At 68.6% G+C, this 25,816-nt stretch carries 26 protein-coding genes; 5 read left to right on the top strand and 21 right to left on the bottom strand.

The genetic code is table 11. The features are described 5' to 3' along the window. Nucleotides 1-43: 43 nt before the first annotated feature. The 8 genes from ACFU4Z_RS32450 to ACFU4Z_RS32415 form a co-directional block, all read right to left on the bottom strand. The gene (locus ACFU4Z_RS32450; protein WP_379070884.1) at nt 44-571 is read right to left on the bottom strand and encodes an NINE protein; all 528 of its coding nucleotides are present in this window, start codon (nt 569-571) and stop codon (nt 44-46) included. A 219-nt stretch (nt 572-790) separates the two neighbouring features. Beyond that, nucleotides 791-2,083 (bottom strand): prolipoprotein diacylglyceryl transferase, encoded by a 1,293-nt coding sequence (gene lgt, locus ACFU4Z_RS32445; protein WP_379070881.1) that lies wholly within the window; start codon nt 2,081-2,083, stop codon nt 791-793. A 21-nt stretch (nt 2,084-2,104) separates the two neighbouring features. Next, a complete protein-coding gene (locus tag ACFU4Z_RS32440) occupies nt 2,105-2,299 on the bottom strand; it encodes a hypothetical protein (protein WP_379070878.1) in 195 nt (64 codons plus the stop codon). A 161-nt stretch (nt 2,300-2,460) separates the two neighbouring features. After that, nucleotides 2,461-3,261: a tryptophan synthase subunit alpha gene (trpA, locus tag ACFU4Z_RS32435; RefSeq protein WP_379070875.1), complete on the bottom strand. Its 801-nt coding sequence runs from the start codon at nt 3,259-3,261 to the stop codon at nt 2,461-2,463. Continuing rightward, the gene (gene trpB, locus ACFU4Z_RS32430; protein WP_379070872.1) at nt 3,258-4,532 is read right to left on the bottom strand and encodes a tryptophan synthase subunit beta; all 1,275 of its coding nucleotides are present in this window, start codon (nt 4,530-4,532) and stop codon (nt 3,258-3,260) included. The genes trpA and trpB overlap by 4 nt, the downstream gene beginning before the upstream one ends. Further along, entirely contained in the window at nt 4,529-5,347 is an 819-nt protein-coding gene (gene trpC / locus ACFU4Z_RS32425; RefSeq protein ID WP_379070870.1) for an indole-3-glycerol phosphate synthase TrpC, read from the bottom strand. The genes trpB and trpC overlap by 4 nt, the downstream gene beginning before the upstream one ends. 139 nt (nt 5,348-5,486) lie before the next feature. Then, the gene (locus ACFU4Z_RS32420) at nt 5,487-6,230 is read right to left on the bottom strand and encodes a TIGR02234 family membrane protein (RefSeq protein WP_379070868.1); all 744 of its coding nucleotides are present in this window, start codon (nt 6,228-6,230) and stop codon (nt 5,487-5,489) included. Further along, nucleotides 6,227-7,786, bottom strand: a complete 1,560-nt coding sequence (locus tag ACFU4Z_RS32415) for an anthranilate synthase component I (RefSeq protein ID WP_379070865.1) — start codon at nt 7,784-7,786, stop codon at nt 6,227-6,229. Before ACFU4Z_RS32415 ends, ACFU4Z_RS32420 begins: the two co-directional genes overlap by 4 nt. 294 nt (nt 7,787-8,080) lie before the next feature. Between ACFU4Z_RS32415 and ACFU4Z_RS32410 the strand changes: the two genes are divergently transcribed. The 3 genes from ACFU4Z_RS32410 (at nt 8,081) to ACFU4Z_RS32400 (ending at nt 9,900) form a co-directional block, all read left to right on the top strand. Beyond that, a complete protein-coding gene (locus tag ACFU4Z_RS32410) occupies nt 8,081-8,542 on the top strand; it encodes a peroxiredoxin (RefSeq protein WP_379071019.1) in 462 nt (153 codons plus the stop codon). 91 nt (nt 8,543-8,633) lie between these two features. Further along, nucleotides 8,634-9,245: a permease gene (locus tag ACFU4Z_RS32405; protein ID WP_379070862.1), complete on the top strand. Its 612-nt coding sequence runs from the start codon at nt 8,634-8,636 to the stop codon at nt 9,243-9,245. Between the two features lie 145 nt (nt 9,246-9,390). After that, nucleotides 9,391-9,900, top strand: a complete 510-nt coding sequence (locus tag ACFU4Z_RS32400; protein WP_379070859.1) for a MarR family winged helix-turn-helix transcriptional regulator — start codon at nt 9,391-9,393, stop codon at nt 9,898-9,900. A 72-nt stretch (nt 9,901-9,972) separates the two neighbouring features. Here the strand turns inward: ACFU4Z_RS32400 and hisI are convergent, their stop codons facing one another. The 5 genes from hisI to priA all read right to left on the bottom strand — a co-directional run bounded on the left by hisI (nt 9,973) and on the right by priA (nt 14,282). Beyond that, nucleotides 9,973-10,320 (bottom strand): phosphoribosyl-AMP cyclohydrolase, encoded by a 348-nt coding sequence (gene hisI / locus ACFU4Z_RS32395; RefSeq protein WP_379070857.1) that lies wholly within the window; start codon nt 10,318-10,320, stop codon nt 9,973-9,975. 96 nt (nt 10,321-10,416) lie between these two features. Continuing rightward, nucleotides 10,417-11,829, bottom strand: a complete 1,413-nt coding sequence (locus ACFU4Z_RS32390; protein ID WP_379070854.1) for a protein kinase — start codon at nt 11,827-11,829, stop codon at nt 10,417-10,419. Between the two features lie 79 nt (nt 11,830-11,908). Beyond that, nucleotides 11,909-12,682 (bottom strand): imidazole glycerol phosphate synthase subunit HisF, encoded by a 774-nt coding sequence (gene hisF, locus ACFU4Z_RS32385; protein WP_379070851.1) that lies wholly within the window; start codon nt 12,680-12,682, stop codon nt 11,909-11,911. 40 nt (nt 12,683-12,722) lie between these two features. Then, on the bottom strand, nt 12,723-13,538 hold the full coding sequence (locus ACFU4Z_RS32380; RefSeq protein ID WP_379070848.1) for an inositol monophosphatase family protein: 816 nt from the start codon (nt 13,536-13,538) through the stop codon (nt 12,723-12,725). A gap of 12 nt (nt 13,539-13,550) precedes the next feature. Beyond that, nucleotides 13,551-14,282 (bottom strand): bifunctional 1-(5-phosphoribosyl)-5-((5-phosphoribosylamino)methylideneamino)imidazole-4-carboxamide isomerase/phosphoribosylanthranilate isomerase PriA, encoded by a 732-nt coding sequence (gene priA, locus ACFU4Z_RS32375; RefSeq protein WP_328411571.1) that lies wholly within the window; start codon nt 14,280-14,282, stop codon nt 13,551-13,553. A 215-nt stretch (nt 14,283-14,497) separates the two neighbouring features. Between priA and ACFU4Z_RS32370 the strand changes: the two genes are divergently transcribed. Beyond that, nucleotides 14,498-15,769, top strand: a complete 1,272-nt coding sequence (locus ACFU4Z_RS32370; protein WP_379070844.1) for a DUF2786 domain-containing protein — start codon at nt 14,498-14,500, stop codon at nt 15,767-15,769. Between the two features lie 113 nt (nt 15,770-15,882). Here the strand turns inward: ACFU4Z_RS32370 and hisH are convergent, their stop codons facing one another. The 6 genes from hisH to ACFU4Z_RS32340 all read right to left on the bottom strand — a co-directional run bounded on the left by hisH (nt 15,883) and on the right by ACFU4Z_RS32340 (nt 21,306). Continuing rightward, a complete protein-coding gene (gene hisH, locus ACFU4Z_RS32365; RefSeq protein ID WP_379070841.1) occupies nt 15,883-16,518 on the bottom strand; it encodes an imidazole glycerol phosphate synthase subunit HisH in 636 nt (211 codons plus the stop codon). Further along, on the bottom strand, nt 16,515-17,147 hold the full coding sequence (gene hisB / locus ACFU4Z_RS32360; protein WP_379070838.1) for an imidazoleglycerol-phosphate dehydratase HisB: 633 nt from the start codon (nt 17,145-17,147) through the stop codon (nt 16,515-16,517). The genes hisH and hisB overlap by 4 nt, the downstream gene beginning before the upstream one ends. Nucleotides 17,148-17,175: 28 nt before the next feature. Further along, nucleotides 17,176-18,309, bottom strand: coding sequence for a histidinol-phosphate transaminase (locus tag ACFU4Z_RS32355; RefSeq protein ID WP_379070835.1), 1,134 nt, complete (start codon nt 18,307-18,309; stop codon nt 17,176-17,178). Continuing rightward, nucleotides 18,306-19,643, bottom strand: a complete 1,338-nt coding sequence (hisD, locus tag ACFU4Z_RS32350) for a histidinol dehydrogenase (protein ID WP_379070832.1) — start codon at nt 19,641-19,643, stop codon at nt 18,306-18,308. Before hisD ends, ACFU4Z_RS32355 begins: the two co-directional genes overlap by 4 nt. Before the next feature lie 295 nt (nt 19,644-19,938). After that, a complete protein-coding gene (locus ACFU4Z_RS32345) occupies nt 19,939-20,226 on the bottom strand; it encodes a putative quinol monooxygenase (RefSeq protein ID WP_379070829.1) in 288 nt (95 codons plus the stop codon). A gap of 39 nt (nt 20,227-20,265) precedes the next feature. After that, nucleotides 20,266-21,306, bottom strand: a complete 1,041-nt coding sequence (locus ACFU4Z_RS32340) for an aldo/keto reductase (RefSeq protein ID WP_379070826.1) — start codon at nt 21,304-21,306, stop codon at nt 20,266-20,268. Between the two features lie 141 nt (nt 21,307-21,447). On the opposite strand from ACFU4Z_RS32340, the gene ACFU4Z_RS32335 reads away from it, so the two are divergent. After that, entirely contained in the window at nt 21,448-22,302 is an 855-nt protein-coding gene (locus tag ACFU4Z_RS32335) for a helix-turn-helix transcriptional regulator (protein WP_379070823.1), read from the top strand. A 5-nt stretch (nt 22,303-22,307) separates the two neighbouring features. Here the strand turns inward: ACFU4Z_RS32335 and ACFU4Z_RS32330 are convergent, their stop codons facing one another. Beyond that, nucleotides 22,308-23,948 carry a protein kinase gene (locus ACFU4Z_RS32330; RefSeq protein WP_379070820.1) on the bottom strand — a complete coding sequence of 547 codons (1,641 nt, stop codon included), beginning with the start codon at nt 23,946-23,948 and terminating at the stop codon, nt 22,308-22,310. An 87-nt stretch (nt 23,949-24,035) separates the two neighbouring features. Continuing rightward, nucleotides 24,036-25,787 carry a penicillin-binding transpeptidase domain-containing protein gene (locus ACFU4Z_RS32325; RefSeq protein ID WP_379070816.1) on the bottom strand — a complete coding sequence of 584 codons (1,752 nt, stop codon included), beginning with the start codon at nt 25,785-25,787 and terminating at the stop codon, nt 24,036-24,038. Nucleotides 25,788-25,816 lie beyond the last annotated feature (29 nt).

The raw sequence follows: 25,816 nt of genomic DNA, 5'->3' as shown, positions 1-25,816 counted from the left end.
GCACCGGTGCGGTGCGGCGGCCCGACGGGGTGAAAAGGCGTGCTCAGTCGCGCAGCGGACGGCCATCGCTGTCGGGCACCTTGCCCACCAGCATCATGATGCCGTCGACCAGCGGCCAGATGCCACCGATGCCACAGGTCAACCAGGTGACCGCGATCTGCGCGATGGCGATGCCGGTGTAACCGGTGTAGAAGCGGCCGACACCGAACGCGCCGAGGAAGATCTGCAGCAGCCCCGCGATCAGCTTCTGCTTATCCGAGAAGGGCACACCGAACTGGTCCCGCCCGTAGGGCGCTTCCGGATCGTTCGGGTTGTACCCCTGCGGCTGCTGGTACGGCGCGGGTGGGTAGCCCCCCGGCTGCCCGTAGCCGCCCGGCTGCTGCTGTGCGTACGGGTCGGCGGGCTGACCGTACTGCGGCTGGCCGTACGGATCGGCCTGCGGATACTGCGGCTGGCTCGGGTACTGGGGCTGGCTCGGGTACTGCGGCTGGCTCGGGTCCGCCGACTTGTTCAAATCCGGCCCCGTACCGGGCGGGCCATACTGCGGTCCTGGGTTGTAAGGGTCGGTCACTAAATGTCCTCCTCATTTGTGCGGGCACCCTGTGCTGGCCCCCGGCCTTGCGATCTGCCGAGCGAGCAACTGCCGCGACGATCACGAGACATTCTTGCCGCAACCGACATGATTTGTCGCCCTGTCGATTCGGCTCGGCAGTCCGGCGACCGACGTCGCTCGTCTCGGTACATATCGCGGACAGTGCCCGCAATGTTGCCGTGCGCGCAGAATTGGGGGCTACTTCTGCTCCGCGGCAGTGCCTGCGGCCGGCGCCGCGGGCGATTCCGAGTCGGCGGACCGATCCGGCTCGGTGGACTTCTCGGAGCTGGTGGACCCCGCGGACGGGGTGTCCTTCTCCGCGCCGGCTGTCTTCTCGGGTTCCGCGGTCTGCTCGGACTTGTCCAGCTCGACGGCGTTGTCAGAATCGTCTGCCGTGATCGTCGCCGCATCCTTGCCTGCGCCGCCGCCGGTGTCCTCGGCCGCTCCCGTGTCCGTGTCGGGCACCGCGCCCTGCGGCTGTGCCGCGTCCTGGTCTGTCGACGCGGCGTCGGAGGTCTTGGCTGTCGCCTGCTCCGCGGCGGCGGCACGCAGGGCGGCGATCTGCCAAGGCCACGGGCGCGATCCGGTGCTGGGTTGCAGCTGCTCGGCGGTCTCACGACCCCTCGTCGCGAAGACGAAATAGGCGATGGCGGCAAGGAATACCAGGGCCGAGGTGAACGAGTTGATCCGGATGCCCGCGATCTTGGTGGCCTCGTCGTCGCGCATCAGCTCGACGAAGAAGCGGCCGACGCAGTAGCCGGCGACGTACAACGCGAACAGCCTGCCGTGGCCGATTCGGTAGCGCTTGTCGATCTGCACCAGCAGCACCACGATCAGCAGGTTCCACAGCAGTTCATAGAGGAACGTGGGGTGCACGACCTTGTCGACGACGCCGGTGGAGACGCCGTTCATCGGGTCGAACTTGCCGTCGTCGTCGAAACGCAGGTAGATCTCCAGGCCCCAGGGCAGGTCGGTCTCGCGGCCGTATAGTTCCTGGTTGAAGTAGTTGCCGAGGCGGCCGATGGCTTGCGCGAGCAGGATCGGCGGCGCGATCGCATCGCCCAAGGCGGGCAATGGGATTCGGTAGATCCGGCAGCCGATCCACGCACCGACGCCGCCGAGGAACACCGCACCCCAGATGCCGAGGCCGCCCTGGTAGATCTTCAGCGCGTCGATCGGATGGCCGTCGGCGCCGAAGTACTTCTGCCAGTCGGTGGCCACGTGATAGAGCCTGCCGCCGACAAGGCCGAAGGGCACCGCGAACATCGCGACATCCAGGATCGCGCCGGGCTGCCCGCCGCGTTCTCGCCAGCGCCGCTCGCCCCACCAGATGGCGACGACGATGCCGAGGATGATGCATAGGGCGTAGGCCCGGAGCGGAAACGGCCCGATCTGCCACACACCCTGCGCGGGGCTGGGGATGTAGGCCAGCACATCAGCGGTGACGCCACCATTGCTCAGGACGCTGTCTGCGAGGACTCGTAAGGTCACGGGGCCAACCGTAGCGGAGCGTTATGTGCGACGCTGCCACCACCACACCGCGGCGCCGGCGCCGAAGCTCAGCAACCCGGCCCCGATGGCCGACAGCGCTTCGACGACGATCGGCTCGGCCCGGGTCAGCGTCGCGACACACGGTGCGAGAACAAAGAATACGAGCAGGCTCGCCACCGCGGGTCGTGGCGAAGGCGACCGCTTCGGTGCGCTCATACCTGTTCATACGATGGCGCGGGTCAGGCGGTTCAGCGCTGTTCGTCCGATCGGGCACTACCTGCGGCGCCGTTCCGTCGGTGCGGCGGCGGAGCTCACGGGCAGCACGGCCCACTCGCGGCTGCGCGGCTGCGGCCGGTCGAGAGGCTCGATGCAGCGTGTCAGGAGGCGACGGTCGCGGACCGGACGCCCTCGGCCAGTTCCTCGGTCAGCGCGCGCACCGCGTCCAGCCCCTCGGCGGCGGCGCTCACCAGCGCCGAGCCGACGATGACACCGTCTGCGTACGAAGCGATTTCGGCCGCTTGCGCACCCGAGCGCACACCGAGACCGACGCCGATCGGGATATCGGAATGGGTCCGAATCCGCGCACACAGCGCGGGCGCCGCGGAGGACACCACATCGCGGGCGCCGGTGACGCCCATGGTCGATGCCGCGTAGATGAACCCTCGGCTCGCTTCCAGGGTCTTCACCAGGCGTTCCTCGGTGGAGGACGGCGCGACCAGGAAAATCCGATCCAGGTCGTGCGCGGCCGAGGCGACGAACCAGTCGTCGGCCTCGTCCGGGATCAGGTTCGGGGTGATGATGCCTGCCCCGCCCGCCGCGGCCAGATCGCGCGCGAACTTGTCGACCCCGTACTGCAGCACCGGGTTCCAGTAGCTCATCACGACGGCCTTGCCGCCCGCCGCGGTGATCGCCTCGACCACCGAGAACACCTCGCGCACCCGGACTCCGCCGCGCAGCGCCTGCTCGGCGGCGGCCTGGATGGTCGGCCCGTCCATCACCGGGTCGGAGTACGCGACACCGACTTCGACGATGTCACAACCGGATTCGACCATGGCACGGACGACGTCGATGGAGCCCGCGAGGTCTGGATAGCCCGCGGGCAGGTAGCCGACCAGCGCGGCGCGGTTCTCGGCGCGGCAGGCGGCGAAGGTGTTGGCGAGGCGGGACTGCTGACTCATTCGACGCTCTCCTTGTCGGCGTCGGGTCCGTCGAAGAGCCCGAACCACGTCGCCGCGGTATCCATATCCTTGTCACCACGGCCGGACAGGTTCACCAGGATGATCGCGCCCTTGCCCAGTTCCTTGCCGAGTTGCAGCGCACCGGCCACCGCGTGCGCGGACTCGATCGCCGGGATGATGCCCTCGGAGCGGCTGAGCAGCAGCAGCGCGTCCATCGCCTCGGTGTCGGTGATCGGCCGGTACTCGGCGCGCCCGATGTCCTTGAGGTAGGCGTGCTCGGGGCCGACGCCCGGGTAGTCCAAACCGGCGGAGATGGAGTGCGATTCGATGGTCTGGCCATCATCGTCCTGCAGCAGGTACGAGTAGGCGCCCTGAAACGCGCCGGGTGTGCCGCCGGTGAAAGTGGCCGCGTGCCTTCCGGTTTCGACGCCGTCACCGGCCGCCTCGAAGCCGATCAGCCGGACGCCGGCATCGTCGAGGAAGGGGTGGAAGATGCCGATCGCGTTGGAGCCGCCGCCGACGCAGGCCACGACCGCGTCGGGCAGCCGGCCGGTCGAGGATCGCACCTGGGCGCGGGCTTCCAGGCCGACGACGCGCTGGAAGTCGCGCACCATCAAAGGGAAAGGATGCGGGCCCGCTGCGGTGCCGAAACAGTAGTACGTGTCGTCCGCGTTGGACACCCAGTCGCGCAGCGCCTCGTTGATGGCGTCCTTGAGGGTTTGCGAGCCGGTGGTCACCGACACCACCTCGGAGCCGAGCAGCCGCATGCGGGCCACATTCAGCGCCTGCCGGGCGGTGTCGACCGCGCCCATGTAGACGACGCATTCGAGGCCGAGCAGCGCGCACGCGGTGGCGGTGGCGACGCCGTGCTGACCTGCACCGGTTTCCGCGATGACCCGGGTCTTGCCCATTCGCTTGGCGAGCAGTGCCTGACCGAGCACGTTGTTGATCTTGTGCGAGCCGGTGTGGTTCAGGTCCTCGCGCTTGAGCAGGATGCGGGCGCCACCGGCATGCTCGGCAAGCCGGGTGCACTCGAAGACCGGCGAAGGCCGGCCGGTGTAGTCGCGCTGCAGCCGGTCGAGCTCGTCCAGGAACGAGGGATCGAGCCTGCACTTCTCGTACTCGGCGGTGACCTCCTCGATCACCGCCATCAGCGCCTCGGGGACGTGCCTGCCGCCGTACACGCCGAAGTGTCCGCCGACGTCGGGCTCATGGGTGCTCTTGTGCGCGACGCCTTCGCTGGCCTGCGGTAAAGCCGTCACCACTGTCACCGGCCCCGCCGCGCGGGCTTCGGGCAGGACGGGTGGGTGCCCGCGGTCACCAGCTCGGAGACGGCGGCGCGGGGATCGCCACTGGTCACCAGGCCCTCGCCGACCAGCACGGCGTCCGCACCCGCACCGGCATAGGCCAACAGGTCGCCGGTGCCGCGGATGCCGGACTCGGCGATCCGGATGACCTCGGTGGGCAGGCCGGGCGCGATGCGCGCGAAAACGTCCCGATCGACCTCGAGCGTCTTGAGGTTGCGGGCGTTCACGCCGATCACCGACGCGCCGGCCTCGAGTGCTCGGTCGGCCTCTTCCTCGGTGTGCACCTCGACGAGCGCGGTCATGCCGAGCGATTCGGTGCGGTCGATGAGCGAGGACAGCACGTCCTGCTCGAGTGCCGCCACGATCAGCAGGATGACATCGGCGCCGTGCGCGCGGGCCTCATGGATCTGGTACGGCCCGACGACGAAATCTTTGCGCAGGATCGGGATGTTCACCGTGGCCCGGACGGCGTCGAGATCGTCGAGCGAGCCGTGGAAGCGGCGGCCCTCGGTCAGCACGCTGATGATGCGCGCGCCGCCGTCTTCATACGCCTTGGCCAGGCTGGCCGGGTCCGGGATGTCCGCGAGCTCCCCTTTGGAGGGGCTGGCCCGCTTGACCTCGGCGATGACGCCGATGCCGTCCTCGAGGAGTGCGGCGCGGGCGTCCAGCGGCGAAGGCGCCGCCGCGGCCGCGGCCTTGATTGCCTGGAAGTCCAGGAGGGCTTCCCGAGCGGCGACATCCGCGCGGACCCCGTCGAGAATCGAGTCGAGTACCGTCATCTGGCTCGAATCCTTTCTGGGGAGACGCAACTTGCTGCCTGAGAATCCCCCCAGGCGCTGTCTCACCGATGCTGACAAAGAATAAATGGCTGCTTGCGGCGCTCTCGCGCCGGGGTTTGTCGGGACCTGCCCAGACACTTCACTCGACATGTTTGCCCTGATCATTGTGCGGCGACCCAGCCTCCTCGGTCGGGTCGGTACCCGCGTCGAGCGCGTCCCACAGCACGCGCTCGGAAAGCTGTCCCGAGGCCGAATTCGCCCCGGCGGCAGCGCCTTCCGTCCGTCGCTGCGTCACCTGTTCGGTGGCCGCGGCCCGCCGGAACACCGGGTTGTCGTATTTGCCGGACAGTTGCGCGGCCTCCTGCGGCATCCTGGCGAGCAGCACAGCGGCCGTAAAAGCCGCCAGCGCACCCAGCAGCGCGAGCACCGCGGGGAACGGCGCCGTGACCACCTCGGTGACCGTTGCCCGGCCGGGTAGTTCGGCCAGGGTGGCGGCGCGGGCCGCCGTCGCGCCGGACTTGGTCAGCAGGGCGAAGGCCGGTACGGCCGTCACCGCGGCGACCAGGCCGATCAGCACGCCGAACATTCGGCGCAGCCAGCCACGGGTGGCGAGCACTGCCGCGATCGCGGCCAGCAGCACCAGCGCCAGCGGGGTCAGCGCGCCGAACCAGACACCGCCGTTGAGATGGTCGGTGCGCGGCTCGGTGAGCCCGTCGGTGGACGACACCGTCACCCAGGTCAGCCGCGACGAACCCCAGAGCGCGGCCGCCGCGATCGCCAGCAACACGATCGCGCCGATCGGGTACTTGCGCCGTGGCGCTACCGCATCGACCGCGATCGCCCCGGCATCGGTCCCATCCTGGTTCTGTTCCGCCGCACTCATCCCGCGCTGCCGTTCTCGCTTCCCGGCTCGGTGCCGTATGCCCGAACCGTCTTCGCGGCCGCGATCGCCTTGAGCACCGCCATCGCCTTGTTCCGGGATTCGACGTCCTCATAGTCGGGATCAGAGTCCGCGACCACACCCGCGCCCGCCTGGACATAGGCGGTGCCGTCCTTGAGCAGCGCGGTGCGAATAGCGATGGCGGTATCCGCGTCGCCCGCGAAATCCAAATAGCCGACAACACCGCCGTACACGCCGCGCCGGGTCGGCTCCAGTTCTTCGATGAGTTCCATCGCGCGCACCTTCGGCGCGCCCGACAGCGTGCCCGCCGGGAAACAGGCGCGCACCGCGTCCAGCGCGATCTTGCCTGGCGCGAGCCTGCCGTGCACGGTCGACACCAGGTGCATGACGTGGCTGTAGCGCTCGATATGCCGGTACTCGGTGACCCGCACGGTGCCGGGCTGGCACACCCGGCCGAGATCGTTGCGGCCGAGATCGACGAGCATCAGGTGCTCGGCGTTCTCCTTCTCGTCCGCGAGCAGCCCCTTCTCCAGCAGCAGGTCGTCCTCCTCGGTGGCGCCACGCCAGCGGGTGCCCGCGATCGGATGTGTCATCGCCACACCGTCTTTCACGGTCACCAGGGCTTCCGGGCTGGAACCGACGATGGAGAACGCGGTGCCGCCCGAGCCGTCCGGGATGTGCATCAGATACATGTACGGACTCGGATTCGAGGCGCGCAGCATGCGGTACAGATCGATCGGGGCGCCGTCGTAGTCCATTTCGAAGCGCTGCGACAGCACCACCTGAAACGCCTCGCCCGCCTCGATCTCCTTGACGAGACGGCGCACTCCGGCGCCGAACTCCTCGGAGGTGCGCTTGCGCCGATACTGCGGCTCGGGCTGGTCGAAAACCGACACGGTGGACTCCGACGGCGCGGCGAGCGCGCGGGTCATCCGATCCAGCCGGGCGACCGCGTCGTCGTAGGCCTCGTCGACCCGCTCGGTGGTGCCGTTCCAGTTGACCGCGTTGGCGATGAGGGTGATCGCACCCTCGTGATGGTCGAATGCCGCCAGATCGGTGGCGAGCAGCAGCACCATCTCCGGCAGTTCCAGATCGTCGAGGGCGAGGCTGGGCAGCCGTTCGATCCTGCGCACCGCGTCGTAGCCGAGATAGCCGACCATGCCCCCGGTCAGTGGCGGCAGGCCGGGCAGCCGCTCGGTCTGGAGCAGTTGCAGGGTCTCGCGCAACGCCACCAGCGGATCGCCACCCGAGGGCGCGTCGACGGGGATGTTGCCGAGCCAGGCCGCCGCACCGTCGACGACGGTCAGCGCCGAGGGGCTGCCCGCGCCGATGAACGACCAGCGCGACCAGGAGCGTCCGTTCTCCGCGGATTCGAACAGGAAGGTGCCTGCCCGGTCGCCGGCCAGCTTGCGATAGGCCGACAGCGGAGTTTCGGAGTCCGCCAGCACTTTTCGGATCACCGGAACCACCCGATGTTCCGCGGCGAGCTGGTGGAACTGTTCGCGGGTCGTGGTGGTGGGAGTGGACGCGCCAGGCATTGCTCCATCATCCCAGGCCGCTATGACACCGACTCAGCCGCCCTTCGCGGGCCCGGCCGACCGTAAACCACCCGTCCGGTTCGCACGCGGGTTCCGGGGCTGTGGGCGGTCACCACACTCGCCGCGTTCCATGTCGCACGCGGTACCCACTTCGAGAGGAGACAACTGATGTACCCCTCGCAACTCGTATACCCCGCCGCGCGCAGGGCGACATGGGCGAAAGCACGGGTGGCGGGGGTCTGGGCAGGCATCGCGGCACCGCGTACCGACGCATCGCCCGGTACTGTCGCCGATATGAAGACAGGCCAGGTCGCACCGCAGTTCGAGCTCCCAGATCAGTCCGGCACACCACGTTCGCTCGATGCCCTGCTCGCGGACGGTCCCGTGGTGCTGTTCTTCTATCCCGCCGCCAACACCCCGGTCTGCACGGCCGAGGCCTGCCACTTCCGCGATCTTGCCGCCGAATTCGCCGCGGCGGGCGCCTCGCCGGTCGGCATCAGTGCCGACGCCGTCGACACCCAGGCCGGATTCGCGACCAAGCAGAATCTCGGCTATCCCCTGCTCTCGGATGTCGAGGGCACGGTTGCCGCGCAGTTCGGCGTCAAGCGTGGCCTGCTCGGCAAGCTCGCGCCGGTGAAGCGGCACACCTTCGTCATCGACCCTGATCGCACCGTCCGCAAGATCATCACGGGCGAATTTCGAGCCACGGTGCATGCCGACGAGGCATTGAAGTTCCTGCGCGAACGCGTCAAGTAACCCGGCCGACGCCGAGTATTCGAGACGGCCGTCTCGAAAACGCCGAGTCGATGATCACGGCACCGCAGATGGCCCGGCCTACGCTGAATTCATGACTTCGAGCGAGGTTCGGCCGGACAGGCAGAAATCCACGCTGGCCACGTGGCGCACGAGGATCCTCGGCGGCCTGGCGGTCATCGCCGTGCTGGTCGTCGCCTACTTCATCCTTGCCGCCTTCATCCCACGGTGGTGGGCACAGCGCATCGCGGAGCTGGTCAGCGGCAGTTTCAGCAAGGGCATCGGCTGGGGTCTCGTCTATGGCGGATTGTTCACCGCCATTCCGCTTTTCCTGATGTTGCTGGCGGCACTCGTGTGGCGTCGCCGCGCGGGCAAGGTGATCGCGGGCGCGGCGGGCGGGCTCGCGGTGATCGCCGCGATCCCGAATCTCATGACGCTGAGCATCGTGCTCGGCGGCAACAGCGCCGCCCACGCCGGGCAGCGGATTCTCGATGTCGATGCGCCCGCCTTCCGAGGCGCGTCACTGGTCGGCGCCATCGTCGCACTCGTCGTCTTCCTGCTCGCGGTCTTCGTTGTCGTCCGGCGCGGATGGCGGCGCAAGCATCCCGCTAAGCCGGTGACGTCTGCTCCGCCGCCCCAGTCCGCCGCGCCCGGGCCACCGAAGTTCACCCAGGAAACGGCACCGACACGCCACGATGGCATGTGAGTGACCTCACCATCACGCGGCAACGTCATGACGGTCGAGCGAAGTCGTGGCAAACTCATTGTCACGGGTGACTGTGAACATGACTTTCAATAAATCGCTAGACTCACTAACAAAACACGTCACTTGGCTCGAAAGAAGGCAACCAGTGACGAAGTGGCTCGATCCCGTCGAACAGCGAGCTTGGCGTGCGATCGTGGCGCTGATGACCCGCCTACCAGGCGCGCTGGACACCCAGCTGCAGCGCGAGTCCGGGATCACGCACTTCGAATACTGGGTGCTCACCCTGCTGTCCGAAGAACCCGGCCACCGACTGCAAATGAGTGATCTAGCCCACAAGGCAAACGCATCGCTATCGCGCCTGTCGCATGTCGTGTCGAAGATGGAGCGAATGGGCTGGGCCGAGCGCTCAGCGACCACCGGGCGACGCGGAGTACAGGCTGTTCTCACCGACGCAGGCTATTCGAAGGTGGTCGAGGCAGCTCCCGGTTATCAGGATGCGGTACGCCGCCTGGTATTCGATGGACTCGATCCACATCAGACAGCGCAGCTGGCCGACCTCAGCGAAGTACTGTCGACACAGCTGGCCGATGCGTTGAGGCACGGTGACGCTGCGCCGTCTGCCGAAGACCGGACCGAGCAGCCGCCGACGCAGTAGCGCCGCGCCTGCCGATCTGCCCCAGCGCGGACACGCGGTCAGTTCCTGCCGCGTTCGGCGACGTGTGGCGACTCAGGACTTATCGGCGAGCAGCACGTCGAAGTCGAAGCAGGTGTGCGTACCGGTGTGACAGGCCGCGCCCTCCTGGTCGACGACCAGCAGAATCGTGTCGCCGTCACAGTCGAGGCGGACCTCGTGCACGTACTGGGTGTGGCCGGAGGTCTCACCTTTGACCCAGTACTGCTGACGCGAGCGCGAATAGTAGGTCGCCTTCCGCGTTTCCAGCGTCCTGGCCAGGGCCTCGTCGTCCATCCAGGCGACCATCAGCACATCGCCGCTGCCGCGCTCCTGCGCGACCGCGGACACGAGGCCCGCGTCGTTGCGCTTGAGCCGGGCGGCGATGGCGGGGTCGAGAGTCATGACACCGTTATACAGGGGCAGAGTCCATTGTTCGGCACGCACCTGCGCCGCGGGCGGCATCTTCACACTGGGCCCGACGACACGATCGAAAGTGTCTCAGACAAGAAGGGCGACTACGACAATGACGACGATCAGCGCCACAATGCCGAGGACGACCACCACCGTTCCCCCCGAACCGGATCCGGGTGGTGGCTGGTGGCCATACGGCTGCGGGCTCGCGGAGAAACCGGCGGGTTGCCCGGTGGGAGTGGGATATCCGGGCGCGGCCTGAGGCTGCGGACCTGGGTTGCGCTGCGGATTCAGGGGAAGCTGTGGGCTCGGGTGAGGCTGTGAGCCCTGGTAGGGCTGCGCATGAGGCTGCGAGGACTGAGGGGACTGCACGCTCGGATAGGGCTGCGAGCCATGAGAAGACTGCGGATTCGGGTAGGGCCGCACGCTCGGATAAGGCTGCGAGCCCTGGTAGGGCTGCGGATTCAGGTGCGGTTGCGAGCCCTGGGAACCCTGTGGGCTCGGGCAGGGCTGCACGGTCGGGTACGGCTGCGAGCCATGAGAAGGCTGCGGGCTCGGGTAGGACTGCGGAGGCAGGTGCGCATGCTGTTGTGCGGGTGGGTGCATGGGCATCGGCGGCGTTGTCGCAGCCGGACCGGCCTGGCCTGTTACGGGCATCGCGTGTGGGGCCGACATGTGCAGTGCTCGATACACCGCCTCCGCGAACTCGGTGCAGGAGTCGTAGCGGTCGGCCGGGCGCTTGCCGAGGGCCCGGATCAGCACCTCGTCCAGCGCCGCGGGCAGGTCGGCGCGGCGTGCGGTGACCCGGGGCGGCGGCACTTGGAGGTGGCCCTGGATCACCGCGGGCGGGCTCGGCGCTTCGAACGGCGCCGCGCCGGTCAGCAGCCAGTGCAGCGTGCAGGCCAGCGCGTACTGGTCCGCGCTGCCGTCCATCGGAGCACCGGTCAGCTGCTCGGGTGCGGCATAAGCCAAAGTGGCGGTGAAGGTTCCGGTCAATGTCAGATGACCGGCGTCGTCACGCAACCTGGCGATGCCGAAGTCGGTGAGAAATACCCGCTCCTGACCGCCGGTCGCGCGGGCGAGCAGAATATTGGCAGGCTTCACATCACGGTGCAGGACTCCGCTGCCATGCGCGAAATCCAACGCCTTCGCGGTTTCGGCAACGATCTGAGCCGCCCGCGTCGGCGGCAGTTTGCGCCGATCAATCGTCGAGGCGTCGATGCCGTCGACGTACTGCATGGAGATCCACAGCTGCTCGTCCTCGACACCGCGATCGAACACCGTGACGATATTCGGATGGTCCAGCTGGGCGACCAGATCCGCTTCGCGTTCGAACCGGGCCTTGATCTCGTTATCGCTGAACAACTCCGGGTTGAGCAGCTTCAAGGCCATCGAGCGCGGCAACCGCGGATGCCTGGCCAGATACACCGACCCCATGCCGCCCTGGCCGAGCAGGCGTTCGATGCGGTATCCAGCGAACAGCTCACCTTCACCCAGCACGCCGTTCCTCCGATCGCAGACTCTGATCGAGCAGCAGAACCCTAGCTCGAGGCATTGCCCGTAGCCAGGTCGGCAAAACCTACCTGACGACGATGCCCTCGGTCCGCATAGCGTGTTTGACCTGCGGGATGGTGAGGTCACCGAAGTGGAACACGCTGGCGGCCAGCACCGCGTCGGCGCCCGCCTGCACGGCCGGGGCGAAGTGCTCGATCGCGCCCGCTCCCCCGCTGGCGATCACCGGCACCGTCACCGCGGCGCGCACCGCGCGGATCATGGGCAGGTCGAAGCCCGCTTTGGTGCCGTCGGCGTCCATCGAGTTGAGCAGGATCTCCCCGACGCCGAGTTCCGCGCCGCGCACAGCCCATTCGACGGCGTCGAGGCCCGTACCGCGCTTGCCGCCGTGCGTGGTGACCTCCCAGCCCGACGGGGTGTCGGGCTGGCCCGGCGGGACGGTGCGGGCATCCACCGACAGCACGATGCACTGGGAACCGAACCGCTCCGACATTTCGCGCAGCACCTCCGGCCTGGCAATGGCGGCGGTGTTGACCGAGACCTTGTCCGCGCCCGCACGCAGCAGCCGGTCGACATCCTCGACCGTGCGCACCCCACCGCCGACGGTGAGCGGGATGAAGATCTGCTCGGCGGTGCGGGTCACCACATCGATCATGGTGCCGCGATCGCTGGTGGAGGCGGAGACGTCGAGGAAGGTCAGCTCGTCGGCACCCTGGAGGTCGTAGGCGGCGGCCAGTTCGACCGGATCGCCTGCATCACGCAGGTTTTCGAAATTGACGCCCTTGACCACCCGGCCCGCGTCGACATCGAGACACGGAATCACGCGTACGGCCAACGTCATCGGCTCATCCTTCCTCGGAAACTGCAAGTACTGCTGCGGCTCATGCTTCGTCGGCGACCGTGCAGATCATGTCCAGGAGTTCTTCATGGACCCCCGGCGCGGCGGCGAGCACCGAACCCGAGGTGATAGTCCACGGCTCGCCCGCCAGATCGGTCACCACGCCACCCGCGGCGCGCACCAGCGCCACGCCCGCGGCGTTGTCCCAGGGATGGTGCCCGAACACAATCGCGCCACCCAGCACACCGGACGCGGTGAACGCCAGGTCGATACCCGTGGAGCCGTGCATCCGCACCCGCGAGGACAACCTGCTCAGCGGGCCGAGCAGATCGAAGCGGAAGCGACCGGGGATGCGCCCGTGGGAATCCACGTTGAACGCGCCGAATCCGATCATCGCCTCGGCCAGTTTGCCACGCGGCAAGGGCGGCAACGGCTTTCCGTCGAGCAGGACCGGGCCGCCCGACATGGCGGAGTACCGCCGGTCGAGAACCGGCAGCCAGGTCAGCCCGAGCAACGGTTCGCCGTCGTGCACCAGCGCGAGCAGCATGCCCGAAAGCGGATGCCCGGAGGAGTAATTGAAGGTGCCGTCGATCGGATCGAGCACCCAGGCGGTGCCGGAGGTCAGCTGCGGGCCGCCGAATTCTTCACCGTGCACCTCGATTCCGGTCTGCTGCTCGAGCCGCGCCGAGATGGTGCGCTCCAGCTCCAGATCGAGTTCGGTGGCGAAGTCGTTGCGGCCCTTGGCGACCGCACTCGGCGCTCCGACGCCCTCGACGAAGCGCGCACTGGCGGCATCGAGGATCTCGCTCGCGAGAGCCAGCAGGGACGAAAGTTCGGAATTCGAGCGGGCGGCAGCCATCGGGTCGCAGGCTCAGCGCACCGCGGCCAGCGCCTCGGGCAGCGTGAAGCGGCCCGCGTACAGCGCCTTGCCGACGATCGACCCCTCCACGCCCTCGGGCACCAGCTCGGAGATCGCGATCAGGTCCTCGATGGTCGACACGCCGCCCGAGGCGATGACCGGTGCGTCGGTCGCGGCGCAGACCTCGCGGAGCAAGTCCAGGTTGGGGCCGGTGAGCGTGCCGTCCTTGGTCACATCGGTGACGACATAGCGGGTGCAGCCGTCGCGTTCCAGGCGCTCGAGCACCTCCCACAGGTCGCCGCCGTCGCTGACCCAGCCGCGGCCGCGCAGCCGGTGCTCGCCGTCGATGATGCGCACGTCGAGGCCGACTGCGATGCGCTCGCCGTACTTGGCGAGGGCACGGGCGCACCACTGCGGGTCCTCCAGCGCGGCGGTCCCGAGGTTCACGCGGGCGCAGCCGGTGCCGAGTGCGGCCTCGAGCGATTCGTCGTCACGGATGCCGCCGGACAGCTCCACCTGCACATCGAGCTCGCCGACCACCTTGGCGAGCAGTTCCCGGTTGGAGCCGCGACCGAAGGCCGCGTCGAGATCGACCAGATGCACCCATTCCGCACCGGCTTCCTGCCATGCCAGTGCCGCATCGCGGGGCGAGCCGTAGTTGGTTTCGCTGCCCGCCTCCCCCTGCACGAGGCGCACGGCCTCACCATTGGCGACATCGACAGCAGGTAGCAGCACAAGACTCACGCCAGCAGCTTAGTTGCTTGCTCCGCACCCCCCACCTCCGGCCTGCGGATATGCGCTCCTGATCACCCACCCGAACGATCTCCCCGCAGCTGCCGGTCCGGTGCCGGATGATCGTCGATCGGACGTCGCGTGCAGTATGGCAACGCTGGTCACCCGCGCCAGCAGCAGCGGAGCGCGACTCGATACAGCCGGTCGTCGAGAAGGGAGCGGCGATCATGGGCAAACAGAATCGGCGACGCCGAACCGGGCGAGCGGCGCGTCCCGACGGTCCGGCGCTGGACGCGACCGCTGTGTCATCGGATCCGGAGCGGATAGCCGACGCGATCACGGCGGCGGCCGTGGCGTCGGCGCAAGGTAATGCTGTTGCGGTGCAGCGCTTCATCGAACAGCTTGCCGGTTCCGGTCCGCTGACGTATGAACTGGCGGAGGGCGTGCGACTGGCTGGTCAGCGCATCGTTGATCGGGTCTTCCAGTACGGCTGGCTGCCGATGGATGTCCATCAGGCGGCCCGTCGGCGCGTCGACGAGTTCGCGGTCGGCTATCTCACCGACGTGATGGCCGCGCACCTCGCGCCTTTCGCGCCCGAGCTGGTGGAGGAGACCTGGCGCGCCCAGCTCGACGAGCTGGCGGCAGGCACGTGGTCGGCGGGGGCGCAACCGCATCTCATCCAGTGGGCGACCCGCCAACTGCTGACCGACGCCGAAGCGCTGACCACTGTCGTGGCGGCGCTCGCGCTGCTGGTCCAGCTGCCGAAGCTGGAGCTGATCCGGCCGTTGCCCGGCACCGCGAATGCGCACCCGGCCGCGCACCACGGCGTCGACGAGAAGGTGCTCGGCCGCGTCCGCGGCCTGCTCGCGAAGGCGGAGTCGACCTCGTTCCCCGAGGAGGCCGAAACCCTGTCGGCCAAGGCCCAGGAGCTGATGACCAAGCATGCCCTCGACCGCGTGCTCGTCGATGCGGACACCGCTGCCCCCGATCTGCCCGGTGCCCGCAGGATCTGGCTGGACACCCCCTATGTGGAGGCCAAGGCACTGCTCGTCGAGGTGGTCACCCGAGCCAACCGCTGCCGCGCGATCTTCGTCGCGGCGTGGGAGTTCATGACCGTGGTGGGTGACGAGAGCGATCTGGACGCCGTCGAGCTGCTGACGACGTCCCTGCTCGTGCAGGCGACCAGGGCGATGATCGCCACCGGTAACCAGACCGCTCGCAGCGACGAGTCGCGGTCGCGTGCCTTCCGCAAGGCGTTCCTCACCGCTTACGCCACCCGGATCGGTGAGCGACTCGCGGCGGCGAACGAGACCACGATCACCGAATCCGCCGATGCCGCACGGCTGTTGCCGGTGCTCGCCTCCCATCAGCGCAGCGTGGACGACGCTTTCGACACCCTCTTTCCCGCGGTGCGGAGCCGCGGCATCACGATCCGCAGTGTCGAGGGCTGGGAAGCGGGGCTCGAGGCTGCCGACCGGGCCCGGTTCCAAGGCCGCTGAGCGAAGCCGATAAGCACGCCGACGCCGAGCGGCTATCGGTGTTCGCCGCCGCACACCCGGTTCCGAACGCACCGTTCAGCAATAACAGCCACCTAGCTCGCCTCCGGGCGTATCTACAGCGAGTTCACCCAGTTACGTAGCAGCTGTGCGCCCGCGTCGCCCGACTTCTCAGGATGGAACTGGGTCGCCGCGAGCGGCCCGTTTTCGACGGCCGCCAGGAACGGCACGCCGTGCTCGGCCCAGGTGAGTTTGGGCGAGGCGAAATGTTCGCTCGGCGGGAGGTCCCAGGTTTGGGCGGCATAGGAGTGGACGAAGTAGAAGCGGGTGTCGGCGTCCATGCCCGCGAAGAGCGTGCTGTCGTGCGGCGCTGAGACAGTGTTCCAGCCCATGTGCGGCAGGACTGGGGCCGACAAGCGTTCGACGACGCCGGGCCATTCGGCGCAGCCCTCGGTTTCGACGCCGAATTCGACGCCGCGCTCGAACAGGATCTGCATGCCGACGCAGATGCCGAGCACCGGGCGACCGCCGGCGAGGCGCTGGCCGATGATGCGCTCGCCGCGCACCTTTCGCAGCCCCGCCATGCACGCGGCATAGGCGCCGACACCGGGGACGACCAGACCGTCCGCGGCAAGCGCGGCCTCCGGGTCCGCGGTGACCTCGACCTGCGCGCCCGCACGCACCAGGGCGCGCTCGGCAGAGTGCAGGTTGCCCGAGCCGTAGTCGAGCAGGGCAACGGATCTCTTGGTCACAACGTCCCCTTCGTCGACGGCACGCCACTCACCCGCGGGTCGAGTTCGACGGCGGCGCGCAAAGCCCGTGCCACCGCCTTGAATTCGGCCTCGGTGATGTGATGCTGATCGCGGCCGTAGAGCACCCGCACGTGCAGCGCGATCCGGGCGTTGAGGGCAATCGACTCGAAGACGTGCCGGTTGAGCACGGTGGAATACGGTGCACCCGCAGTGCCGCGGCTCGACACCGGCGAGCCGGGAATCACCGTGTGCAGCAGGTGATCCGGTTCCCCGGTATGCACACAATACGGCCGCCCCGACACATCGACCGCCGCGTGCGCGAGCGTCTCGTCCATCGGGATGAACGCGTCACCGAAGCGCCGGATGCCGGATTTGTCGCCCAGCGCTTTACCGAGTGCCTGGCCGAACACGATCGCGGTGTCCTCGACCGTGTGGTGCGCCTCGATCTCGATGTCGCCTTCGGCGCGCACGGTCAGGTCGAAGCTGGCGTGTGCACCGAGCGCGGTCAGCATGTGGTCGTAAAACGGGACCCCGGTGGAGATCTCGGTCTTACCGGTTCCGTCCAGATCCAGCTCGACGACAATGCTGGATTCCTTGGTGATCCGCTCCACCCGCGCTGTCCTACTCATGCTCACTTCCATTCGCTTCGGGGCCTGTTCATCGGGGTGTCAGGTCGGTGCCGACCACCATGGCGCTGACGCGCAGCAGTTCGTCGTTCTCCGCGGCCAGACCGATCGTGGTGCGCAGATAGCCGGGGATGCCGACATCGCGGATCAGCACGCCCTCGTCCAAGTAGCGCTGCCAGGTCTTCGCGGCATCGGTGAACCGGCCGAACAGCAGGAAATTGGCGTCGCTGGGGATCACGTCGAAACCGAGGTCGCGCAGGGCCGCCGCGACTCGGTCGCGCTGGGCGGCCAATTCGGCGACGCTGGCGAGGGTTTCGTCGGCATGCCGCAGTGCCGCGCGCGCGGCCGCCTGGGTCACCACCGACAGGTGATAGGGCAGCCGCACCAGCAGCATCGCGTCGATCACCGCCGGCGCGGCGACCAGATAGCCGAGTCTGCCGCCCGCGAAAGCGAATGCCTTGCTCATCGTCCTGGTCACCACGAGTTTGGTGGGATACCGGTCGATCAGGCCGATCGCGCTGGGCGCGGCAGAGAACTCGCCGTACGCCTCGTCGACCACCACGATGCCCGGCGCCGCGTCGAGGATCCGCGCCAGATCGTCCTGCGGAATGCTGTGGCCGGTGGGGTTGTTCGGGCTGGTCACGAAAACCACGTTCGGCGAACGTTCGGCGAGGGCGGTCAGCGCGTAGTCGATGTCGAGAGCGAAGTCCGCGTTGCGCTTGGCCTCGATCCATTCGGTGTCGATGCCCTCGGAGATGATCGGGTGCATCGAGTACGACGGCACGAAACCCAGTGCGCTGCGGCCCGGCCCGCCGAAGGCCTGCAGCAGCTGCTGCAGGATCTCATTGGAACCGTTGGCCGCCCAGACATTGGCCGTGTCCACCGCGACACCGGTCTGGCCGCGCAGGTACGCGGCCAGATCCGACCGCAAGGCCACCGCGTCGCGGTCCGGGTAGCGGTGCAGATCGGCCGCCGCGGCCCGAATGGATTCGGCGACGTCGTCGATGAGCGCCCGGCTCGGCGGGTGCGGGTTCTCATTGGTGTTCAGCTGCACGGGCACCGTCAACTGCGGTGCGCCGTAAGGCTTCTTGCCGCGCAGGTTCTCGCGCAGCGGCAGGTCCTCCAGGCTCACTCGGGAACCGGGCAGGGTGATGTCCGGTGTCATGCCAGCGCCTCGAATCGCGCCTGCACAGCCTGACCGTGTGCGGGCAGATCCTCGGCATTGGCCAGCGCGACCACATGACCGGCCACGTCCTTCAACGCCACCTCGTTGTATTCGACGACGTGAATACCGCGCAGGAAGGTCTGCACGCTCAAACCCGAAGAGTGCCTGGCGCATCCGGCCGTCGGCAGCACGTGGTTGGAGCCCGCGCAGTAGTCGCCGAGGCTGACCGGCGCGTACGGGCCGACGAAAATCGCTCCGGCACTGCGCACGCGTGCCGCGACGGCGGCGGCGGCGGCGGTCTGGATCTCGAGGTGTTCTGCCGCATAGGCATTCACCACGCGCAGGCCCTGCTCGATATCGTCGACGAGCACCGTGCCGGACTGCTTGCCCCGCAACGCCTCCGCGACGCGGTGCGCATGCTTGACCACCGTCATCTGCGTGCTGAGCGCGGCATCGACGGCGTCGGCCAGCTCGGCGCTGTCGGTGACGAGGACGCTGGCCGCGAGTACATCGTGCTCGGCCTGGCTGATCAGATCGGCGGCCACGTGCACCGGATCGGCGGTGGCGTCGGCCAGGATCGCGATCTCGGTCGGTCCCGCCTCGGCGTCGATCCCGACCAGGCCGCGGCACAACCGCTTGGCCGCGGTGACGTAGATATTGCCGGGGCCGGTGATCAGGTCGACCGGCTCCAACTGGGCGCCGTCGGTGTCGGTGCCGCCGTAGGACAGCAGCGCCACGGCCTGTGCGCCGCCGACGGCCCACACTTCCTCGACACCGAGCAGCTTCGCGGCCGCCAGGATGGTCGGGTGCGGCAGCCCACCGAACTGTTCCTGCGGCGGCGAGGCGACGACAAGGGATTCGACCCCCGCCGTCTGCGCGGGCACCACGTTCATCACGACGCTGGACGGGTAGACAGCATTGCCGCCCGGCACGTACAGGCCGACCCGCTCGACCGGCACCCAGCGCTCGGTCACGGTGCCGCCCGGCACGACCTCGGTGGTGGTGTCGGTGCGGCGCTGGTCCGCGTGCACCGCGCGGGTGCGTTCGATGGCGACCTCGAGCGCGGCCCGCACGGCCGGATCGAGGTCTTCGAGCGCGGCGTCGAGCTCGGCGGCGGGCACCCGGACGCCGGGCGGGATCACGCCGTCGAACTTCTCACTGAATTCCAGCGCCGCCGAGACGCCGCGGTCACGGATGGCCTCGACCACCGGCCGCACCTGATGCAATACCGAGTCGACGTCGACCCCTCCGCGCGGCAGCGCGGTGCGCAGCTCGGCAGCGGAGGGAGTGCGACCGCGCAGATCAACGCGGGCGAGCTCGATGCGGCTTGTCATCTCGGTGTGCAGTCCTGTCTGTGCTGGTCATGCTTGGAGTTCGACTACCAGCCTATCGGGCGGTCGCCACCGGTTAACCGCCGCATAGAGACAGATCACGCCGCAGCACGCGCCCCGATCACGTTATCCGGCGATCGCCGAGGTCGTCGCAGCCGATCGGTGGCGGCTTCGGCAGACCAGCGGGCCGGACGCGGACCTGCTTCGGGCAAGCGACGGGATCGATTGCGCTCGCGACGGGTAAGGCGCGACAACCCCGCACCGACCCGAGGAGCCGGGGCAGGGCTGCGGGGGTCGATCAGGCGGTGACGAGACGCTTGATGACCATCGGCTCCGCGAGAATTTCGGCGAGCACGTCGCGCACGTGGCAGAAATGCGGTGTGGTGAAGTGCTCGTCGAGGGCAGCGGAGCCGGTCCATTCCTCGACGAGAACCATCCGGGCGGCATCGTTGGGGTCGGTGTAGGGCTGGTAACCGAGGCAGCCGAGTTCGGCGAGCGACGGCTCGATCATTGCCTCGAGGGCGGTGCGCAGACGGTCCTCGTGTCCGGCCGCGGCGCGGAATTCGGCGACAACGTGCAGGTTCATCAGGATTCTCTTTCGGTGTAGAGCGGGTGAGCGTGTTCGTCAGGCCAGTGCGGGGCCGTTTCCCGCACCGGTGGTGGTGATCGCGGTGGCAATTTCCTGGAGGTCTTCGGGGGTCAGCGTCAGCTCGCGCGCGCCGATCCAGCCGTCGATCTGCGCGACAGTGCGCGCGCCGACGATCGCGCCGGTCACGCCCGGCCATGCGGTCGCCCAGGCGAGGGCCACCTCGGCCACGCCGACGTCGTGCCGTGCCGCGATCGGGCGCAGCGCAGCGACGAGGGCGAGGTTCGCGGTGAGACCGGTGGTGAAGTCCGGGTGCGACGAACGCCAGTCGCCGGCATCGAGGGTGCGAGCCCGCTCCGCGCTGAACGCGCCGGTGAGCAGCCCTGATTGCAGCGGCGAGTACACGATGACGCCGGTGCCGTGCCGCTGCGCCCAGGCGATTTCCGGTGCCGCCGAGCGGTTGATCGCCGAGAACGGCGGCTGGATCGCATCGACATGGGCAATGTCTTCGGCGACCTCGAGCTGCGCCGCATCGTGGTTGGACAGCCCGATCGCGCGCACCTTGCCTTCCTTCTTCAGGTCGGCCATCACCTGCCAGTACTCCGCCAGCGGTGTCGCCGCGCCCGCCGCCGCACCCTCGGCGCCGTAGACGAACACCGCGCCGGTATCGGGCCAGTGCACCTGATAGAGGTCGATGTGGTCGACGCGCAGCCGGCGCAGCGAGGCCTCCAGCTCCTGACGCACCGTGTCGGGCCGCATGATCCGGCGCGGCGGGCCGGTGCGGTCGTCGCCTTCCGACCAGATCAGGCCGGTTTTGGTGAACAGGTATGGCCGTTCGGCCTCCGGGATGCCCCCGAGCGCGCTGCCGACCAGGTCCTCGGCATGGCCGAGTCCGTAGGCGGGTGCGGTGTCGATCCAATTCAGACCCGCGCCGATCGCATGGCGGATCGCGGCGATCGAGTCGGCATCATCGGTGGCGCCCCACGAGTATTGCCAACCGGAGCCTGCGATCACCCAGGTGCCGAAGCCGAGCGAGGTGAGGTTCATGCCCGTATCGCCGAACGGGCGAGTGGTGTTCATGGTGTCTGTCTCCAGTCCGTGCCGGAACCGTTCCGGCGGTGACGACAACTTTCGGCGAACGCAACGGCGGTAAACAGCGCCGCGCGAGCCTGGGCACACCGTGACCACCCTCGTGGGCGACCGCGCGGTAATACTGGAATCGTGAGTCTGGATCGACGCGCCGAACTCGGCGAATTCCTGCGTTCCCGGCGGGCGCGCCTGCGTCCCGAGGAGGTCGGGCTGCCCGGCTACGGCAGCCGGCGCCGGGTGCCCGGCCTGCGCCGCGAAGAACTGGCGATGGTGGCCGGTGTGAGTGTCGATCACTATGTGCGCCTGGAACAGGGCCGCACACTGCACTTTTCGGATTCGGTACTGGACGCGGTGGCACAGGCGCTGCGGCTGAACCCGCTGGAACGCGAACATCTGTACCGGCTGGCGCGTCCGTGGTCCGGCGAAGAATCACCCGGCGAGCAGCAGGTGCGCCCCGGTCTGCGCAGACTGCTCGACGCCGCGGGCGATATACCCGCCTATGTGGTCGGGCGCGGCACCACCGTGCTGGCCTGGAATCCGCTTGCCGCGGCACTCATCACCGACTTCGGCGCGCTACCGCCCCGCGAACGCAACCTGGCCCGACTGGTCTTCCTGGACGAGGGCATGCGCGAGCTCTACGAGGATTGGCCCGCCAAGGCCGCCGATGTCGTCGCCTATCTCCGGTTGGACGCGGCCCGCAATCCCGGCGACGAGGGCATCACGACCTTGCTCGCGGAGCTCGGCGACATCCCGGAGTTCCGCAAACATTGGGACAAACACGAACTCGAGGACAAAACCCACGGCCGCTACGTCTATCTGCACCCGGTGGTCGGCAGGCTGGATCTCGGTTTCGAAACGCTGCGCCTGCCCGACGACCCGGACCAGGCCCTGGTCATGCACACCACCGAGGCGGAATCGGCCAGCGCGACAGCGTTGCAGCTGCTGGCGACGTGGCGCGAGAGCACCGCGCATTCCCGCCTGCGGTGATCGGGTCAGCCCGCGGCCTTGGTGTCGCTGTCGATGAGCAGCTTGCCGCCGCTGGCGCTGATCACGCGCAGCGTCACCTGCTTGGACTGGCCGTTGACCGTCAGGTCACCCATACGCATGTCGACGGATCCGTCAGAGTTGTTGGCGCGCTTGTAGGCATCGATGTTGCTGAACGAATCGATGGTGCGTGAGCTCCAGTACTGCCGGAAGGATTGCTCGGTGCCGTACACCTTCTGTGCCGCCGGAGTGAGCAGCGACCAGGAATCAGCGGGGTTGTTGTAGAAATCCACCACCAGCTGTCCGGCGGATCCCCAATCGACGGTCCCCGTACTGGCTGTCTGACCGGGTGCGCCCGGCGTCACCGAGGAGCTCGTGCCGCCCGCTGAGGCGCTCGACGACGGCGGACTTGCCTGCCCGGACGGCGTGCCGCCGCCGCCCTGGGCCAGTGCGCCGATCAGGAGCGCGACCACCACCACCAACGCACCCACCGACGCGCCGATCAGCACCGCCTTGCGCTTGCCGCCCGACTTACGCGGCACCGGTCTCGGCTGCGTTGTCGTGCGCGGATGCGACGCGGTGCGCGGATGTGCGGCAGTGTTGGGCTGTCTGGTGTTTCGGGGCGGCGGCATCGGACGCGATTGCCGTTCGGTGGGCGGATACTGCGTCGAGGCGTTGACCGACGGGCGCAGTGCCCGGGTGGCCGATTCGGGCTCACCGACCTTCCGCCTGCCGAAAGCCTCACTGGCAGGGATGAATCCGGCGGGCACCGGCGTGGACCCGGAGTCCGCGAGCGCGGCGAGATGGTCGTGCGCGGCCCGCATGGTCGGCCGGTCCTCGGGTTCCGGACTCAGCAGCTGCAGCAGGAAATCGGTGGCCGGGCCGGCGTGGCGCGGCTCGCTCACCTGGCCGTTGGCGGCCGCGTACAGCACCGCGAGCGGGTTGGCGCTCGCGCCGTAGGGCGGCTCGCCCTCCAGCGCATGGAAAAGGGTTGCGCCCAAGGCGAATACGTCCGAGGCCGGGGTGGGGTCGGCGCCGCGAGCGCATTCCGGGGCGAGATAGGCGGCGGTGCCGCAGATCAGGCCGGTCTCGGTCAGCGTGACGTCACCGGTGGCGCGCGAGATGCCGAAATCGGTGATCTTCACCGTGCCGTGGTCGTCGAGCAGGATGTTGCCCGGCTTGACGTCGCGGTGCACGATGCCCGCCTGATGCGCCGCGATCAGCGCCGAGGCCACCTGCTCGCCCATCCGCGAGACCTGTGGCAGCGCCAGCATGCCCTGCGCGGAGATCACCGCGGCCAGGCTGCGTGAATTCATGTACTCCATCACCAGACACGGGTCGCCCTCGTGCTCGGTGATGTCGAACACCACGATGGCGTTCGGATGCTGGAATCGGGCCGCATTGCGCGCCTCGCGGATTGCTCGCTGTCGCATGACGTCGCGGTCGGCCGGAGGCAGGCTGGGCTGGATGTGGATCTGCTTGACCGCTACCGAGCGCTGCAGCCGTTCGTCCATGGCACGCCAGACGACACCTGTGCCGCCGCTACCAATCCGCTCGACCAGGCGGTAGTGTTCCGCGATCAATTGACCGGTATCGATGACGCCTACTCCGAACCTTCTCGAAATCGTGACATACCGCGTATTGACCACCCACGCGTTTCCGGGACGAGTGTAGCGGGCCGCAAACCGGGGCACGCGGCAGCGGGGACATATCCACCGCCCACACCGCGACGATGACTATCGCCGCGCCCGCAGCATACGTCCCGCAGCCTCCACCGCGTGGCCCGAACTACCCGCGTCACTGACGAATACGGCGAACGCCAGGTCCCCATCGATGCCGACGAACCAGCCGTGCGCGTGCTTGTCGTCGATGTACTCCGCGGTGCCGGTCTTGCCGAGCAGGCCGGGGATGTCACGCAGCGCGGTGGCGGTGCCACCGGTGACGGTCTCGCGCATCATGGATTTCACCTGGTCATCGACGGTCTGCGGCAGTGTTTCCGCGGTCCTGTCCGCGACGCCCGGCCGCCCGGTCACCAGTACAGGCGCGGGCGCCGAACCTCGGGCGAGCGCGGCCGCGACCAGCGCCATCCCGAACGGCGAGGCTGTTACCTGGCCCTGTCCGATACCGGATTCGACTCGCTGTGCGGGGGTTTCGGCGGGCGGCACTTTACCGGTGACGGTGGTCAGTCCCGGTGTGACGTAGTCGACACCGAGGCCGAGCTGTGCGGCTGCTTTCGTCAACGCGTCGGCTGGCAACTTCACCGCTAAGCCGCCCATGGTGGTGTTGCAGGAGCGCGCGAAGGCGGTGTGCAGCGGCACCTGACCGAGGTCGAAATCGTCGTCGTTCGGAATCCGGCGGCCCTCGATATTCGCGACGCCAGGGCAGGGCAGCACGGTGTCGGGCCTGACCGACCCCGCTTGCAGTGCGGCCGAGACCGTGACGGTCTTGAAGGTCGAGCCCGGCGGGTACAGCCCGGTGAGCGCGATCGGGCCCTGCGCGTCGGCGGCGGCGTTCTGGGCGACCGCGAGCACCTTGCCGGTGGATGGTTGCAGCGCGACGATCGTGGCGGGTTGGGCAATCGGGATGAGCGCGTCCTCGGCGGCGTGCTGGAGGTCGATATCCAGCGTGGTCGCGATGTCGGCGGTCGGCTGCGGATCTTGACCGGCGAGGCGGTTGCCACCGTCGGGGTTCTGGACCCGGACCGCCCAGCCCGTTGCCGCGTCGACCTGCTGCTGCCAGAGCTCGGCCAAGCCCGACAGCGTCGGCGACGCCAGCGACTTGTCGTTGGTCAGCAGCCGGGTCTGCGGGGCGAGGGTGACGCCGCGGGTCGTCTCGAGCGTGGCCTGGATCGGCGCGATGTCGGCGGCGCGCAGGGTGATCGCGGTGATCGGCTTGCCTTGGGCCGCAGCGAGATCCGACTGTAGTGATTGCGCGGTGAGGCCGGGGGCCAGCGGTCCGACCGTGGCGGCGATCGCGCCGGTGTCCGCGCCGGGGCTCACGTTCACCAGCGTCACCACCTGCTGGGTCAGCAGGTCACCGCCGGACGCGTCGAGGATGCGGGCGGGCTGGGGGTACACCGGGTCGTAGGTCAGCGGACCGATGTCGAGGCCGGGCGCGACAGCGGTCGGGTCCCACTTCACCCTCCACCCGTCGCCGGTGTCGTTCGCGGCGCCGGTGGTGGTGTAGGTCCACACGTTCTTGCCGTCCGGTCCGAACTTCCAGGTGGCGGCGAGGGTGAAGGAGTTCTTGTCCGCCGAGCGGACCTCGAAGCTCACCTCTTTGCCGAGACCGTCGTAGAGCCCGTTCAGCGCGGCCGCGGCCTTGGCCGGGTCGTCGGTCAGGGCCGCGGCAGCGGCGATATCGTCGCGGTTCAGCGCGTCGGCGAATTGTCCTGCGACAGTGTCGGGCTGGTCCGGGCCGGAACTGCAACCGGTCAACGCCAGGGCGGGCGCGGCGAACAGGATGAGGACCTTCCGGTGGGTGCGCACCCAGCCGACTGTATCGGGCGACGGCGGCG

Source organism: Nocardia sp. NPDC057440 (assembly GCF_042802915.1).
GTDB lineage: Bacteria > Actinomycetota > Actinomycetes > Mycobacteriales > Mycobacteriaceae > Nocardia.
This window is presented reverse-complemented; position numbering and strand designations above follow the sequence as displayed.

Bases quoted from the DNA above. Each gene is read 5' to 3' on its own strand.
- ACFU4Z_RS32440 (WP_379070878.1), bottom strand. From the start codon at position 2,299: ATGAGCGCACCGAAGCGGTCGCCTTCGCCACGACCCGCGGTGGCGAGC.
- trpA (WP_379070875.1), bottom strand. From the start codon at position 3,261: ATGAGTCAGCAGTCCCGCCTCGCCAACACCTTCGCCGCCTGCCGCGCC.
- trpC (WP_379070870.1), bottom strand. From the start codon at position 5,347: ATGACGGTACTCGACTCGATTCTCGACGGGGTCCGCGCGGATGTCGCC.
- ACFU4Z_RS32420 (WP_379070868.1), bottom strand. From the start codon at position 6,230: ATGAGTGCGGCGGAACAGAACCAGGATGGGACCGATGCCGGGGCGATC.
- ACFU4Z_RS32415 (WP_379070865.1), bottom strand. From the start codon at position 7,786: ATGCCTGGCGCGTCCACTCCCACCACCACGACCCGCGAACAGTTCCAC.
- ACFU4Z_RS32410 (WP_379071019.1), top strand. From the start codon at position 8,081: ATGAAGACAGGCCAGGTCGCACCGCAGTTCGAGCTCCCAGATCAGTCC.
- ACFU4Z_RS32405 (WP_379070862.1), top strand. From the start codon at position 8,634: ATGACTTCGAGCGAGGTTCGGCCGGACAGGCAGAAATCCACGCTGGCC.
- hisI (WP_379070857.1), bottom strand. From the start codon at position 10,320: ATGACTCTCGACCCCGCCATCGCCGCCCGGCTCAAGCGCAACGACGCG.
- hisF (WP_379070851.1), bottom strand. From the start codon at position 12,682: ATGACGTTGGCCGTACGCGTGATTCCGTGTCTCGATGTCGACGCGGGC.
- ACFU4Z_RS32380 (WP_379070848.1), bottom strand. From the start codon at position 13,538: ATGGCTGCCGCCCGCTCGAATTCCGAACTTTCGTCCCTGCTGGCTCTC.
- ACFU4Z_RS32370 (WP_379070844.1), top strand. From the start codon at position 14,498: ATGGGCAAACAGAATCGGCGACGCCGAACCGGGCGAGCGGCGCGTCCC.
- hisB (WP_379070838.1), bottom strand. From the start codon at position 17,147: ATGAGTAGGACAGCGCGGGTGGAGCGGATCACCAAGGAATCCAGCATT.
- ACFU4Z_RS32355 (WP_379070835.1), bottom strand. From the start codon at position 18,309: ATGACACCGGACATCACCCTGCCCGGTTCCCGAGTGAGCCTGGAGGAC.
- hisD (WP_379070832.1), bottom strand. From the start codon at position 19,643: ATGACAAGCCGCATCGAGCTCGCCCGCGTTGATCTGCGCGGTCGCACT.
- ACFU4Z_RS32345 (WP_379070829.1), bottom strand. From the start codon at position 20,226: ATGAACCTGCACGTTGTCGCCGAATTCCGCGCCGCGGCCGGACACGAG.
- ACFU4Z_RS32340 (WP_379070826.1), bottom strand. From the start codon at position 21,306: ATGAACACCACTCGCCCGTTCGGCGATACGGGCATGAACCTCACCTCG.